Origin of the sequence: Pseudomonas mediterranea CFBP 5447 (assembly GCF_000774145.1) — a bacterium.
Classification (GTDB): Bacteria; Pseudomonadota; Gammaproteobacteria; order Pseudomonadales; family Pseudomonadaceae; genus Aquipseudomonas; species Aquipseudomonas mediterranea.
The window spans coordinates 272,169-287,381 of the sequence record NZ_KN322984.1 but is presented as its reverse complement, the minus strand read 5'-3'; the positions used below and the strand labels follow the sequence as shown (position 1 = coordinate 287,381).

Genomic DNA, 15,213 nt, shown 5'->3' with positions numbered 1-15,213 from the left:
GGTGGTGAGCGGGAATCCGCTTATTCGGCGGCGTCTGTGCCGGCCTCATCGCGAGCAGGCTCGCTCCCACATTGGAGCGGTGTACACATCCCCCTGTGGGAGCGAGCCTGCTCGCGATGGGGCCAGTACAGCCAACACAACACTCAGCTGTCCTGCAAAAACATCTCCCGACTCAACCCATGTCGCTGCATCTTCTCGTTGAAGGTGCGGCGCGGCAGTTGCAGTTCTTCGAGCACGGCTTTCACATCGCCTTTGTGTCGGGCCAGGGCGGCGCGCAGGCACTGGGCTTCGAAGGCTTCCTGCTGGGCGGCGAGGGATTGGCCGGGGTCCGTTTCCAGGGCCTGGGCGTGATCCAGCCCGAGCAACTGGCGCTCGGCGACGTTCGCCAGTTCGCGCACGTTGCCCGGCCAGTCGTGGCTCAGCAGATGGCTCAATTGCGGGCCGCTCAAGGGCGTGGCAGGGCGACCCAGGCGTTCGGCGGCGTTGTGGGTGAAATGCTCGAACAGCAAGGGGATGTCCTCGCGCCGTTCGCGCAACGGCGGCAGGCGCAATTCGGCGATGTTCAGGCGATAAGCCAGGTCTTCGCGAAAGCGCCCGGCCCGGGCTTCGTCCAGCAGGTCGGGTTTGGTGGCGGCGATGATGCGCAGGTCCACCGCGATGCTCTGGTTGGAGCCCAGGCGTTCGAGTTTCTGTTCCTGCAAGACCCGCAGCAGCTTGACCTGCTGGGCCAGGGGCATGCTCTCGATTTCATCGAGAAACAGCGTGCCGCCATGGGCATATTCGAGCTTGCCGATGCGCTTGCCCTGGGCGCCGGTGAAGGCTCCGCTTTCATGGCCGAACAGTTCTGCCTCGAACAGCGGTTCGGGGATGGCCGCGCAGTTCAATGCCACGAAGGGTTTGTTCGCCCGGGGGCCGAAGTCATGCAGGCAACGGGCGACCAACTCTTTGCCGCTGCCGGTTTCGCCGCGAATCAATACGTTGACCGGCAGGGCCGCCAGGTCCAATACCTGGCGTCGCAGGTTCTGCAGCGCCCGGGAGACCCCCAACAGCGTCCCGTCGAGTCGGGCCCTGGCGTCGGCCTGCTCATGCAACCGGCGGTTTTCCAGCACCAGGGAACGTTTGTCCAGGGCGCGGCGCAGGCTACCCAGCAGGGCTTCCGGGCTGAAGGGTTTCTCCAGGAAGTCGTAGGCCCCATCGCGCATGGCCTCCACGGCCATCGGCACGTCGCCGTGCCCGGTCAGCAGGATCACCGGCAGATCCGTATCGCGCCGGCGCACCTCGGCCAGCAGCTCCAGGCCGCTGAGCCCGGGCATGCGCACGTCGCTCAGGATCACCCCCGGAAAATGCGCCGGCAACGCCGCCAGGCATTCTTCGGCGCGGCTGAACAATTGCACTTGGAAACCCGACAGGCTCAGCCATTGTTCGACGGCGCTGCGGATAGTGCCTTCGTCATCGACGACCATGACAGAGTCAAACATGCAATCGGGTCTCCTGATCGATGGGCAGTACCACGCAGAATACGGCGCCGTCTTCATGATTGTCAGCCGTCAGACGCCCGCCGGACTCATGGATGATGGCAAACGACACCGCCAGCCCCAGGCCCAGGCCATCGCCCACCGCCTTGGTGGTAAAGAACGGATCGAAGACCTGGGCCAGGTGTTCCTCGGCAATCCCGGTGCCGCTGTCACTGACCGTCAGGCGCCACAGTTGCTCGTCGGCTTCCAGGCGCACTTCCAGGCGTTTCAAGGGTTGTCCGGCCATGGCGTCGAGGGCATTGCGCAGCAGATTGATCAGCACCTGTTCGAGGCGGATCGCATCGCCACGCACCCACGCCGGACGGGTCAGGTGCAGCACGGTGCTGACCTGTTCGTCGCGCAGGCGAGCGTCCAGCAGTTGCAGGGCCTGGTCCACCACCGCCGCCAGGTCCAGGCGTTCGCGCAGGCCGCTGGGGCTCTTGCGAGCAAAGGTTTTCAGGTGACCGGTGAGGGCGGCCATGCGGGTCAGCATGTCGTCCACCGGTTTGAGTGCCTTGTAGGCATCGTCGACCCGACCGTGATCGAGCAGCAGGCGCAGGGTCGCCAGTTGCATGCGCTGGGCCGTCAAAGGCTGATTGATTTCATGGGCCAGGGCCGCCGACATCTGCCCCAGGGCCGCCAGTTTGGCCGACTGCACCAAGCCTTCCTGGGCGGTGCGCAATTCCCGGGTCCGCTCTTCCACCAGGCGTTCGAGCTCGGCGCGGCTGCGCTGACGCAGTTTCGCCAGGCGCCAGCGCTGGTTGAGGAACAGCAGCAGGAACACCAGCGCCAACCATGATCCAGCGGCGGCGAGCCCGGCGTTGCGGCGGTCTTCGAAAGCGATCTGCGGGCGCCGCAGCAAATGCAGGGTCCAACCTTCGGCCGTCAGCGGCAGGGACTCCCACAGGTAGTCCGCCGCGCCGTCGGGAGCATCGACCCGGGCCAGCCGACTGTTATCGTCAAAGCGCCGCAGCGCCTCGTAGTTCAATGGTTGCAGCGGTTGCTTGTCGTATTGGCGGGTGGCCTTGAGTTCGGCACGGTCGCTGTCGCTCAGGGGCTGCAGATGGCGATAGCGCCAGCCCGGCCGGTTGGCGATGAACACGATGCCCCGGGCGTCGCTGACCAGCAGGGTGTCGCTGCCCTGGCGCCATTCACGTTCAAGCTCCGGAAATTCCAGCTTCACTACCATTGCGCCGAGGAATTCGCCGTTGTCACCGGTTACCGCGCTGGACAGGAAATAACCCGGAATGCCGCTGGTCACACCCACCGCGTAGAAACGCCCGGTGCCCTGGGTGCGGGTCTGGAGGAAGTAGGGCCGGAAGCCATAGTTGTGGCCGACGTAACTGCTGGGCAGGCGCCAGTTGCTGGCCGCCACGGCCAAGCCGGTACGGTCGAGCAATTCCAGGGTCGAGGACTGCGCGGTGTGGTTGATTTTTTCCAGTTTGCGATTCAGCGCGTCCTGTTGCGCCGCACTGACCGGTCCCGCCAGGGCCGAACGCAACTCCGGGTCCAGCGCCAATACGGCGGGCAGGGCACGGTAGCGGTCGATCAGGGTATGCAGGGAATTGGCGTACAGCGCCAGTTGCTGGTTCGCACGGCTGGCGTCCTCTTCCAGTGCCTGGTGTTCGGCGTGGCGTATGGCCAGGGCGGCGGCGCCAACGGCACCGGCGAGAATCAGCACAATGGCAAGGGACAGGCGCAAGGGGCGGGGCATTGCGAGCATGTGAGCGCTTCAAGGGCCGACGGGACTGGCACCATAGCATGCCACCCGCGTGTCGTAATGCGCCTCGTACCGGGCTATCTCAGCGCTGCTTGTGTCTGCTTCAATCGGCCGACGGTGGCCTCCATTTCCCTGCGCAAGCCTCGACGGGTGATGCCGTTGGAGGGGCCGAACATCTTGCTCAATGGCCGGTAGGTATCGATCGCTTCAACCCCCGCTTCGTCGAACAAGGTATCGACATAGTCCATTTGCACGTTCAATACGCTGATCATGTCGGTAATGTGCGTGTCTGCCCGGGCCAGTTTCTCTTCGGAAAGGGTTCGGCCCGCCGTGCTGACTTCATGAATGATTTCAATGGTGCCCGCTACGGCATTGACCACCGCGCCGATTTCGTTGGCGGCGATGTTTCCCGTGGCTTTCAGCGCTGCCTTGGTGCCGATGACTGTCGCTTCCTTACCCAGCTTCAAGACGTTTTTCTGGGTTGGCGCATACGTGGCTTCGATCAAATGCCGGGCTTTGATCTGCGCATAGGACGAAAAGTCCATGGTTCTGTATTCGCCCCTCCTTACGATTCGATCAGGGTCCAGCTTGCGGGATTTGAAGTTCACCGCCGAGCTCAGGCTCAGCCTTTCCAGGGCGTAATCCAGGCCAACGCTCACGGCTTTGCTGGTCACGAACCCCAACGCGGCACCCATGATGATGCCCGGGGGCCCCGCGGCGCTACCCAACGCCGCGCTCCCGATCCCCACCGCCACGCCCATGCCGTAGCTGACGACCTGGGCACCCACATGCGCGCCGATACGTACAGCGGCGGATTGGGCATGGTCCGCCGCCGAACGGTGGTTGGCCAATTGAGATTGCGCTTCGCTGGCCCTGCGTGAGGTCAGTTTCATGATGTAAATGAATTTTTCGACCTCCCTGTTCAGCCGGGAGAGGGTCTTCCAGCGCTGCAATTGCGTAGCGGCCAAGGCCTTCCTGGCATCTCGCTGTGCCGGTGTCTCCAGCATCAATCCGCTGAAATCGGTGAAGATGATCGGGTTGTTACCGACGAACCCGTAGAGGTTCAATCCATCCAGGTCTCCCGCCGGATCCGAGCTGACCCAGCGCTGCAACCACGGCGCATAGTAGCGTGCGCCGTAATAATACAGCCCGCTGGCGTCCATCTCCTGACCCGAATAGCGGAGCGTCTTGTAACCGGCCTCCACCTCGGAGCGGGCGGCGTGCCAGGCCGTGCCGCCGAAAGGATAGTAATGCTCCAGGCTGATCAGTGCGGCGTTGCGGTCCAGTTCCAGGGCGCTGGAACCCAGGTGGTCGTCCAGGCTGTAGCGCAGTTGATCGGCTTCGATACCGCTGGGTTGGCCGCTTTCCCAGTGCAGGCAACGGACCTGGCCGTGGGACAGCAGACAGGTGATCACGTGCAGTTCTTCGCCGTTGTGGGCGAGACGGATTTCAAGGCCTGGCAGGTAGCGTGTCTCATGGCGAGTGCCCGCGCGGGTCTGGGTTTTGCTGACCCGTTCACCCTGGCTGTAGAGGTAGGTTTCGTCATCGTCCGACAAACCATTGTCGCGTTTGAGCAGCGTGACTTTACTGAGCTGGTCGCGAGCGTCCCACACCAGCGGCTGTGCACCGCGTTGCAAATGCAGCTGGTTGCCGTGGGCGTCGAACAGTGCGTCGAAAACCGGCTCGGGGTCGCCTTCGGCCCAGCGCACGCCGCGGTTGCTGTGGGGATCGATCCGGAGCGTCTGGGTGTGATTGTTGCCTGTACGCACATGACGCAGGCGGGTCAGGTTGTTGCCGGTGTCGTAGTCATAGAACTGGGTGTAGTTGAAACGCCGACCGGGATCGATGGGAACGAGCGGCGCTGGCAGCCCGGGTTGCAGGTGCGGCAGGTCTCCCTCAAGGCCACTGGCGCTGGTCAAGCGGTAGAGCGAGTCGTAGGTGAAATCGCGATGTCCGTCCACGCGCTGGTTGGCACAGTACACCGTGGCGACGCTGTGATCTTCGATGCGCAGCACGTTGCCCACGGGGTCGTAGAAATAGGCCAGGTTCTGGCACAAGGCTTCATCGGGTTTCCCGGTCTTCAAGGTGCTCAGCAGGTCATTGGCGGGATCGTAGGTCCAGCGAGAGGTCACCCCGTTGGCAGTGTCCTGCCGCTCGACCTGGCCGGCGGCATTGTAGTGGGCGTCCAGCAGAATCGGTTGCGCGCGGGCATGTCCCTTGAGTTGCACATCCACCCGTTTGAGCTGCCCGCAGATGTCCAACTGCAGAGATTGCCGGTGGCCGCCGGCGTCAGCCCGGCCTATCGGTGTACCGAGGGCGTCGTAGGTCAGCTCGGTGGTATACGCCGTGGCGTCGGCAAAGTGGCGTACCTGGCGCAGGGATTCGCCCGACAGGCCATAGCTGTCCAGGCGTACGACACTCGATGAGTCGATCTGCTCAAGTAACTCTCCACGCCGGTTATAAGTAGGGTCGGCCATGGCATCGGCATAAATGAAGGCGTCGGTTTCGGGCTCGGCCTGGCTGTTTTCTTCAAGGAGCAGCGGGCGCAATCGGGGATCGTAAGTGATGTGCCAATGATTACCGCGTTCATTCCACAATTTCAGAATCTCACCCGCCAGGCCCGGCAGTACCAGACGCCACCCGGCATCGACGCTGTCGGAGCGCAACGAGTTACCCGTCAGGGTGTACAGGCTGGCTTGGTTGGCGTTGGGTGCCTGACCGAAAAGGCGTGGGTCCCATTGCTCCATTAGGTGGCCGGCGGCGTTGTAGCACTGGCGGGATATCAAGGCGGTGGCGGTGGTTGCGACCTGACTGCGCAAATAGACATTCTGCCGTACCGGCAAGCCGCGACCGTCGATGGCGAGGACGTTTGGCGTGCGGTAATGGATGGAGCCCATCGGTCCACGGCCTCCAGGGGGGCGGTCCATCGCGTCATCCTCTGGCGGCCTTGGCGCGCGACCGCTTCAACAGGAACTGATTGTCCGTGGTGCTCATCTCTTTGTACCAGGTCATGCCGGTTTGCGCCCGTTCGATGTAATCCAGCGTGACCTGGGTCTTTCTTTGCAGGACCGAATGGTGGATCGGTGCCAGGGTCTTCGGTGTCGTCATGTAGTTGACGTTGGGCAGCAAGTCGCCTGGGTAGACGACCGACCGGCCCAGGGCCTTGAAAGTGGCGTCCGTCGCATTCCAACGCTGTTCCACGGTGCTTTTCCATTCGGCGAGCATGGCATCGATCTTCTGGATCTTCACGGGGGTCAGCCCCATCTTGATGTCCTCGGCTTCCTGGGCCCGAACGCCCAGTTTCAGCAAATTGATGCCGGGTACCACCGAGCCTACGACTCGATTCAGGAAAAAATTCGAGAACTCCTGGATCGAGGCACCCGCGGAGTCGTCCCGAGCGAGCCCTAGCCGGCTATCGATTGCCTTGACCGACATGGCAGATGTCTGTGGGATGAGCGGCCGCAGCAGGCGGGCAGTCGGCAGGCTGCTTTCGGCGGTCATGTCAGCGATGTCGGCGCCTACATTTCCACCGGTCAGGCCTCCCGCATAAGGGATTTCATTGAGCAATGGAATCACCGAGCCGAACCCCTCCGCACCCACGTAGCCTCCCGAAAAACCGACCACGGCGCCGACGGTTTCACCCGCCAGGTTCTTCAGCATTTCCTTGCCGATGTTGGTCTTGTGGATGATGTTGTCGATCTGCGCCAGCGCCGTTGCGGCTTCCTTCCCGAGTTCCGAAATGAAATCCGAATAGTTCAGGATCTGCCATTCGATTCTGTTCGTTCCGCTGTCCACATAGCCCAACGGGTTGTTGCCCACAAAGGTGTACAGATTCAACCCGTCCACATCCCCCGCTGGATCGGCGGCGATCCAGCGCTGCAGCCACGCTGCGTAGTAGCGTTGGTGGTAGGCATACAAGCCGCTGACGTCCATTTCCCGACCCGAATAACGCCGGGTCTTGTACCCGACTTCCAAGGCCGATCGTGCGCTCATCCATGCCGTCGCCCCGAACGGGTAATAGCCTTCGTGGCTGATCAAGCGGGCTTGCTGGTCAAGCTCCATCACACTCGACCCCAGATGATCCTGCAGGCTGTAGCGCAACTGGTCGTCGGCAATCCCGGACGGCTTGCCCCTGACCCAGTGCAGGCAGCGTACGTTGACGGGCCCGGCGGCGATCAGGATGACGTGCAACTCCTCGCCCGAGTCGCGTGTACGGATTTCCAGGTCAGGCAGATAATGCACCGTGTGGAAATGACGAAGGGTTCCGGCGTAGGCGTCGTGACGTTTATAGACCCGCTGGCCCTGGCTGTAGCGGTAATGCTCTTCGTCGTTGGGGGCGGCGTCACGCTTGACCAGCGTTACCGTCGTCAGTTGGTCACGGGCGTTCCATTCCAAGTCCCGACCGGGTTGCAGCGCCAGGAGGTTGCCGTGTCGGTCGTACAGCACATCGAACGACGGTGCGGGATCGCCCGGCTCCCAGCGCATGCCCCGGTTGCTGTGCGGGTCGATGAACATCTGGCGGGTGTGGCTGGCACCGTCACGCGCATGGTGGAGTTTGACCAGATTGCCGCCGTGATCGTATTCGTAGGTTTGCACATAGTTGCGCCGGTCATTGGGGTCGGTCGGTTGCGGGAGACCGGGGTTGTCCGAGGGCGGGCCGTCGTCGTACCCGCTGGCGCTGAGCAGGCGATACAGCGAGTCATAGCTGAACCCGCGGTGGCCATCGACCCGCTGGTTGGCGAAATGACTGGGTGTGAAGGCCTGATCGAATATACGGGTGATGTTACCCATCGGGTCATACGCATATTCGAAATCCTGCAGGGCCGCCTGGTCACTCAGCGTCCATTGACGCTGCAAACGCGCATCGGCCGGATCGTAGCGCCAGTGGCTGACCATCCCGTTGCCGATCCGCTGTTCGATAATCTGCCCAACGGCGTTGTAGTGCGCACTCTCCAGGATCGGTAGCCATTCGGCCTGCCCCACGAGTTGCAATTGGGCCTGCGCCAGTTGTCCGGCCAGGTCATAGCGCCACCGCTTTCGGTGCAGGCCGGCGTCGGTCTGTTCCAGGACGGCGCCCAGCGGATCGTAGAGGTAGCGGCTGGTAAAGGTTTTGCCATCCTCGAATGTGCGTGTTTCGCGCAGCGGTCGACCGAGCAGGCCGTAGCTGTCCAGGCGCAGGCTGCCCGAGAGGTCGGTTTGTTCGAACAGGCGCCCGCGCAGGTTGTGACCGGCATCCACCGTACTGTTGCCATAGATGAAGGTATCCACATCGGCCTGGCCGTTCTCCTCCAGTGCCACCGGACGCAGTTGCCCATCGTGTCTCGTGCGCCAGTGATTACCGCGTTCGTCCCAGCGTTGCCGGATCTCACGCGCCAGCCCCGGTAGAACCAGGCGCCAACCCGCATCGACGCTGTGGGTGCGCAAAAGATGCCCGCTCATATCGTAGAGGGTGGCCTGGTTGGGTTTGGGTGCGCTATCGAACAGACGCGCGTCCCATTGCTCGACGAGTCGGCCGGCGGCGTCGTGGCGGCGGCGGGAGATCAGCGCCCTGGCCGGGGTCGCGACCTGGTCGCGCAAATAAACGATCTGCCGGGCCGGCAGGCCACGACTCTCGACGACGATCAGATCCGGCGTCCGCACGTGCACAGTGCTCATGGCGTGGGCCTGCCCGTACACATTTTCAGTCCCCTGGGTCCGTATCGTTGTAATCGAAGTCGCATTGGTACCAGGGGTGATAGACGTGCCAGGCTTCGTGCCCCTTGGCATTGATGACCTTGACCAGACGTCCCGGCGGATCATAGAACTGCTGGTCGTGATAACCATGCACGCGCAGCGAAGCGTCGTTGATGTAGCGCCAGGCATCGGCGAAATAGGGCCGGTAGACCCGGGTGACCAATCCCTTGTTGTCATACTCGACCCGTTCGCTCACACGCCAGCGCCGTTCGGCCAGGTGTTGGAGCGGTTTTCCATCCTGCAACACCAGCGAACCGTCTCCGGCCACGGCATAGGCTTGTCCGGCTTCCACTTGCTGTTTGCTTTGCAGGGCACGGCCGAATCCGTCGACGGCATTGACGGTTATGCGGATCTGTTGGAACGGATCGTCCGGGTAACGATCGGCGTTCAGCACGACGCTGTGGACCGGTTCCCGGGTCACGCCCTGTATCAGCGCCCACAGGAGTTCCTGGGCGGCACTGCGTTCGCTCAGGCGTGCCAGGCGCGTGTGCGCCGAGGCGCGGATATGCCCGTCGGGCAGCAGGTAGCGCTGGCTGATCCACTCGTCGCGCTGTATGGAAAGTACCAGGGAGAGATCGAGGGACCCCATCCAACTGAGCGAGTCGGTGCGCACGGCACTGGCGATCCGACCCAGGGTGTCTTGCGGATGGTCGATGGCATGGCCCGGTGTCAGGTCCGCGGGCGGCCGGTAGGTGGCGATGTCGTCGAAGCCTGCCGGAGCGCCGCTCTCGGTGCCATGAAAGGTCACGCCCAGCGGAGTGCCCGCCGGCCCATAGAGTGCCTGCTGGATATTGTCATTGGCATCGATGATCTTGCGCGGCAGTAACGCGTGGTAATCGTACTCGACCTGGGTCGTGCAGCCGTCCGGCAGGGTCACGGCGGTGGTCATCAAGCGATAAGGGTCGTGCTCGACGGTGGTCACCCCGTGGCTTTGGGTTTCCTGCAGGGTTGTCAGTTGGAAGAAGCCTTCGAGGGGTTCGTAGGTCGCAAACCCGACTTTCCTGGACCAGAGATTCTCGCGGTCGTCTTCATCCGGGTCGTCCGGCAGAAACAGTTTCATGGGCTCGAAGCCGATGGTTTCCAACTGCTCGCGGATGTCGAAGGGGGGAGGCAGATCGTCATAGGCTTGCAGCGCATGCTTATCGAACTCGGCCACTTCCAGTGGGCCGCGCAGTGCCGGGAAGGCAATGTCGTCGTGCTCGTCCAGCAGGTAGTGCTGTTCCTGGAGCGCGATCAATTGCCGGGCGGCGTCCCATTGCGGGGAGTCCTGATGTTCGAGGAAGCTTTCATAGCTGACCTGCCGCGGGGAGAGCCCCAACGGCAGGGCGCCTTTTGGACGTTGCAACCCGTTGGCCCTGGAGCGCCATGGCAAGCTCAGCCGCTGCCGCTGCCTGTCGTCATCGATCAGGTGCAGGTGCTCGGCGCGTTTCTCGACGATATGGAATACCTGTTGCTGGTCGTCATGGGCGTCGCGCCACCAGCCGTTCTCGTCGTCGTTGTCGAAGGGCGGTGGGTCGAGAGGGGTGAGGCGCCTGGCGTAGTGGACGGCGAAACCGTGGATAAGCTGGCCGAACAGGTTCCACTTCAGGTTGAGGCCATGCTGGATCTGCGGATCGTCGATAAACCCGTCGTATCGATAGGTGATCGTCTCCAGTTCCAGCACCAGCAGGCTCTTGTGGTGGACGTGGGGATGGCGCAGCAGGTAGCGCTGTTGGGTCACGGTGTAAGGCCCGGCCGCGCCGGTCGGTTCGGCGGGATGGGTTTCGCTGCGCAACACATGGCCGCCCAGGGCGTAAGCCATCTCCCGCGCGGTGTCCGGATCGGGGCTGATGATCTCATTGGCCTCGTCGCTTTCATGGAAGCGGGTCAGCAGTGTCGGGCCCAGCGGTACCGCATCGCTGTCGCCTGCGAAGCAGTCCTTGAGGGGTTGATCCACGGTGCGTCCGGTGTGGAACCAGGTCTTGACCAGCACCGGCGCGGTGAAACCGCTTGGCGTCTCGCCTTCGGGCACTTCGCTGTCGACCTGGTACAACCGGCCGAAGCCCCGGAACTCCCGGTGATGGCTGTCATAGTCGCCTTCGAAGTAGGTGAAGCGTTGGGTCAGGCAGTTGCCGGTGATCTCGTCCAATTGCTGTTGCCGCGCCACCAACGGCAGGGCCAGGGGCAGGTAACAGGTCAATGGTTCCCGGCTGGCCACGCGTTGCTGTTTTTCATCCAGCCAGTACTGCGCACTGCTGCGATAGGTCAGGGAGCTGCTGCAGCCCATGTTGTTGTTCATGGCGTTGAGCAGATAGGGGCGGGCCGCGACGAAGTCATAGCGCCAATGAGCGGGCTTCATGTCAGGTGTCATGTGCGGCTTGCTCAGGATCAGACTGGCGCAGCCCAGGCCCTGCAGGTCGGCCAGGGTAACCTGGCACAGATTGTCGTAGCGCACACCGTCGGGCCATGGCACTCGCACGGGTGTCTGTTCAAGTCCATTGCCGCCGCGGTTGAGGTAGATCTCGAAGCACTCGCTCTGGAGGTAGATCAACGCCGGGGCCCCGGACCCGTCCAGGTCGGCGATACGGACCCGTTCGGCATCGAACTGGCTGTAGCTGAAGGGCAGGGCACTCATGACAAAGCCTTCGCCGAAACGCCCACGGCCCAGGCTCGGCCAGCACTTGATCTCGTTGCAGCGGATGCGGCACAGCTCGGTACTGTCGCTGCCCAGCAAATTGCCGAACATCACCAGCTCGTTGCGCAGGTCGCTGAACAAGGGCAGAGCGCTGTCCGGTTCATGGGGCACATTCACCCCGGGGGCAAATCCTTCTTCGCGGCGGTTGGCATACAACCGCACGCTCTTGGGGCCGATCATGGCCAGGGAGCGCAAACCGTCACCGTTCAGGTCACCCAGTTGCGCGGACGGGTGCAGTAACTCCGTCGGGAAGCGCTTGAAGTCCGTGAACGTGGACCAACTGCGGTCCGGGTTGAGGGTATAGAACCCGCTCATGCCGGGCTGGACGATGAGCCAATTGAGGCGTCCCCTGCCTGTCAGGTCGGTCAGCACCTGCAACGCCGTCGGGTTGTCGGCGGCGATCGGCAGGTTATCCAGGCGTGACCACGGGCCGTAGGCAATTTTGTCGTCGGCTTCGCCGCGTTCCGGCTCGCGGTAATACCAGCCATGGGTGTAGCGGCACAGGAAACCTGGAACGCCCTCGCCGTACAAGTCGACGCAGTGGTAGCGCCTGCCGTCTTCAATGGCGGGTGTCGTCTGCAATTCAATGAACGGCTCAGGCGTCAGATTGAGCTCGAAACCGTTGTAGTGCAGTTCGACGGGAGGACGGTAATCGACTCGGCCCTCGGCGTCCCAGTCTTGATAATGGGCTGCGGTCAACAGGTTGTAGCCCAGTGCGGTGGCGCTGTATTCCAGCAGCAGCCGCGCGACCAGCGCAGGTTCGGTGCCCGCTTCGGCGGGGAAGTGGTGGAACATCAGGACCTGTTGGCAGAGGTGCCGCGTGCCGACTTCGAAACCGTACCGGTAGGCATGGATCGGGTCGCTGCGCAGTTGCCATGGCACCCCTTTGGGGACGTACCAGGCCGGTTTGCGCGCCAGATCGAGGGTGCGCTGGCCATAGTCGAACAGCAGATGGAAATGCCAGTGCCGGCTGGCCGGATCGATCTCTTCGAAGCAGTAGAAGTCGTCGCTGGCCGTGGCGTTGCCGTAGCACACGCGCCGCAGGTAGCGCTGGGCGCGATAGTCATGGGGCCCGTCGAATGGACCGGGATCGGCTTCGTATTCATAAAAGATATGCTCGCCCGACGGGCCGAGTTCTTCGAGCAACAACCATTCGGCGATGCGGACCGGCGCTTGCGGATCGGCATCGGCAACGGGGGCGGCGATGCGCGACGCTTCGCTGTTGCCGTAGCAATACAAATGGCCATTGCTGCCCTGGACCCGCCAGAACGGCGCCTGGCCATCGTCGGGGCTCCAGAGTTCATACACATCGAATGCACTTTCGATCCTGGGGTAATAGCGCACCACCGAGCAGGCCCGGCTACCGGGCCCGGCCAGGGTGCGAATGACCGGCATGCCTTCGTTGAACTCGGGCCAGCGCTCGACCCCGTCGGCATCGATCATCACGTCGTCATCGGCATAGTGCGGGACCCCTTCGCTGGTGCGACGGGCGATGCTGGCAAGGGACAACTGCATGCCGATGCCGAAGGTGCCGTTGCCACTCTGGCTGTTGTAGTGCAGCGCCAGCGCCGGTGTCAGATGGCGGGCGCCGGAAAGCGGCAAGGGCAATTCGAAAGAGGCCGCCCCTCGCGTGCCGACTGGGCCGATCCGGCTGCCCATCGTGGCAATGGATGCGCTGTTGGCGATGGTGGGGGTCACAATCTGGAGGGGCGTTTGTTCTGCCATCGAGGGAATCTTCTTGTTAGGCAATATCAGGGGATACCCGGCTGAACATGAGGATGCCAAGAGATGAACGATGGGTAACCTGTCAGATCCGACAGGTGCGCGAGCAGGCCGATAAGTGGTAGGCATTCCTGCACGCAACAAAAAAGGCCGGTGGGCTTGTCGCCCACCGGCCTTTTTTACGCTGTGAAGGTGCGGGTTACTGCACTTCTACCGCGAGGCTGTCGCTGATCTTCTTCTGCCAGATGGCCGGGCCGGTGATATGCACCGACTCGCCCTGGCTGTCGACCGCAACGGTCACCGGCATGTCCTTGACCTCGAATTCGTAGATCGCTTCCATGCCCAGTTCGGCGAATGCCAGGACCTTGGATTTACGGATCGCCTGAGCCACCAGGTAAGCGGCGCCGCCAACGGCCATCAGGTAGACGGCCTTGTTGTCCTTGATCGCTTCGATCGCGGTCGGGCCGCGCTCGGATTTGCCGATCATCCCCAGCAGGCCGGTCTGTTCGAGGATCTGGCGGGTGAATTTGTCCATCCGCGTGGCAGTGGTCGGACCGGCCGGGCCCACCACTTCGTCGCCTACCGGGTCGACCGGGCCGACGTAATAGATGAAGCGACCCTTGAGGTCCACCGGCAGGGTTTCACCCTTGTTCAGCATCTCGACCATGCGCTTGTGCGCCGCGTCGCGACCGGTGAGCATCTTGCCGTTGAGCAGCACGGTTTCGCCCGGCTTCCAGCTCTGCACTTCTTCCGGGGTCAGGGTGTCGAGGTTCACGCGACGAGCCGACGGGCCGGCTTCCCAGACGATTTCCGGGTAGGCGTCCAGCGGTGGCGCTTCCAGTTCTGCGGGGCCGGAGCCGTCCAGCACGAAGTGGGCGTGACGGGTGGCGGCGCAGTTGGGGATCATGCACACCGGCAGGGAGGCGGCGTGGGTCGGGTAGTCCATGATCTTCACGTCGAGCACGGTGGTCAGGCCACCCAGGCCCTGGGCACCGATGCCCAGTTGGTTGACCTTCTCGAACAGCTCCAGGCGCATTTCTTCGATGCGGTTCTGCGGACCGCGGGCCTTGAGCTCATGAATGTCGATGGATTCCATCAGCACTTCCTTGGCCATGACCGCGGCTTTCTCGGCGGTGCCGCCGATGCCGATGCCGAGCATGCCCGGTGGGCACCAGCCGGCACCCATGGTCGGAACGGTCTTGAGCACCCAGTCGACGATGGAGTCGGACGGGTTGAGCATGGCCATTTTCGACTTGTTCTCGGAGCCGCCGCCCTTGGCCGCCACGTCCACTTCCACGGTGTTGCCCGGGACGATGGAGTAGTGGATGACCGCCGGGGTATTGTCCTTGGTGTTTTTGCGCGCACCCGCCGGGTCGGCGAGGATGGAGGCGCGCAGGACGTTTTCCGGCAGGTTGTAGGCGCGACGCACGCCCTCGTTGATCATGTCGTCCAGGCTCATGGTCGCGCCGTCCCAGCGCACGTCCATGCCCACCCGTACGAACACGGTCACGATGCCGGTGTCCTGGCAGATCGGCCGATGGCCGGTTGCGCACATGCGCGAGTTGATCAGGATCTGCGCCATGGAGTCACGGGCTGCCGGCGATTCTTCGCGCAGGTAGGCTTCGTGCATCGCCTGGATGAAGTCCACGGGGTGGTAGTAGGAAATGAACTGCAGGGCGTCGGCAACGCTCTGAATCAGGTCGTCTTGCTTGATCACGGTCATGAGTCGCGCTCCTCTCTAAAACGGGAACCTTCAATAAGGTACCGCTCGTTTGGGTGCATCGGTCGACGGGCGGCACCTCTTAAGACACGCCGGGCATGCTGGCGCGACGCTAAAAAGGCGCGGCAGT

The 15,213-nt window shown here is 63.0% G+C and carries 6 protein-coding genes; all 6 read right to left on the bottom strand.

From position 1 onward, the window contains the following. Positions 1 to 143: 143 nt before the first annotated feature. The 6 genes from N005_RS11105 to N005_RS11080 all read right to left on the bottom strand — a co-directional run bounded on the left by N005_RS11105 (position 144) and on the right by N005_RS11080 (position 15,086). The gene (locus N005_RS11105) at positions 144 to 1,478 is read right to left on the bottom strand and encodes a sigma-54-dependent transcriptional regulator (protein ID WP_047701240.1); all 1,335 of its coding nucleotides are present in this window, start codon (positions 1,476 to 1,478) and stop codon (positions 144 to 146) included. Beyond that, complete coding sequence (locus N005_RS11100; RefSeq protein ID WP_047701239.1) at positions 1,471 to 3,237, bottom strand: sensor histidine kinase; 1,767 nt, start codon at positions 3,235 to 3,237, stop codon at positions 1,471 to 1,473. The genes N005_RS11105 and N005_RS11100 overlap by 8 nt, the downstream gene beginning before the upstream one ends. 74 nt (positions 3,238 to 3,311) lie before the next feature. Next, positions 3,312 to 6,161, bottom strand: coding sequence for an RHS repeat-associated core domain-containing protein (locus tag N005_RS11095; protein WP_230164098.1), 2,850 nt, complete (start codon positions 6,159 to 6,161; stop codon positions 3,312 to 3,314). 4 nt (positions 6,162 to 6,165) lie between these two features. After that, positions 6,166 to 8,889: an RHS repeat domain-containing protein gene (locus tag N005_RS11090; RefSeq protein ID WP_047701237.1), complete on the bottom strand. Its 2,724-nt coding sequence runs from the start codon at positions 8,887 to 8,889 to the stop codon at positions 6,166 to 6,168. Between the two features lie 25 nt (positions 8,890 to 8,914). Beyond that, positions 8,915 to 13,366, bottom strand: a complete 4,452-nt coding sequence (locus N005_RS11085; protein ID WP_047701236.1) for a SpvB/TcaC N-terminal domain-containing protein — start codon at positions 13,364 to 13,366, stop codon at positions 8,915 to 8,917. A 196-nt stretch (positions 13,367 to 13,562) separates the two neighbouring features. Next, a complete protein-coding gene (locus N005_RS11080) occupies positions 13,563 to 15,086 on the bottom strand; it encodes a fumarate hydratase (protein WP_042728626.1) in 1,524 nt (507 codons plus the stop codon). Between the last annotated feature and the right edge of the window lie 127 nt (positions 15,087 to 15,213).

Coding starts and splice junctions, on each gene's coding strand:
- N005_RS11105 (WP_047701240.1), bottom strand. CDS start 1,478: ATGTTTGACTCTGTCATGGTCGTCGATGACGAAGGCACTATCCGCAGC.
- N005_RS11100 (WP_047701239.1), bottom strand. CDS start 3,237: ATGCTCGCAATGCCCCGCCCCTTGCGCCTGTCCCTTGCCATTGTGCTG.
- N005_RS11095 (WP_230164098.1), bottom strand. CDS start 6,161: ATGGACCGCCCCCCTGGAGGCCGTGGACCGATGGGCTCCATCCATTAC.
- N005_RS11090 (WP_047701237.1), bottom strand. CDS start 8,889: ATGAGCACTGTGCACGTGCGGACGCCGGATCTGATCGTCGTCGAGAGT.
- N005_RS11085 (WP_047701236.1), bottom strand. CDS start 13,366: ATGGCAGAACAAACGCCCCTCCAGATTGTGACCCCCACCATCGCCAAC.
- N005_RS11080 (WP_042728626.1), bottom strand. CDS start 15,086: ATGACCGTGATCAAGCAAGACGACCTGATTCAGAGCGTTGCCGACGCC.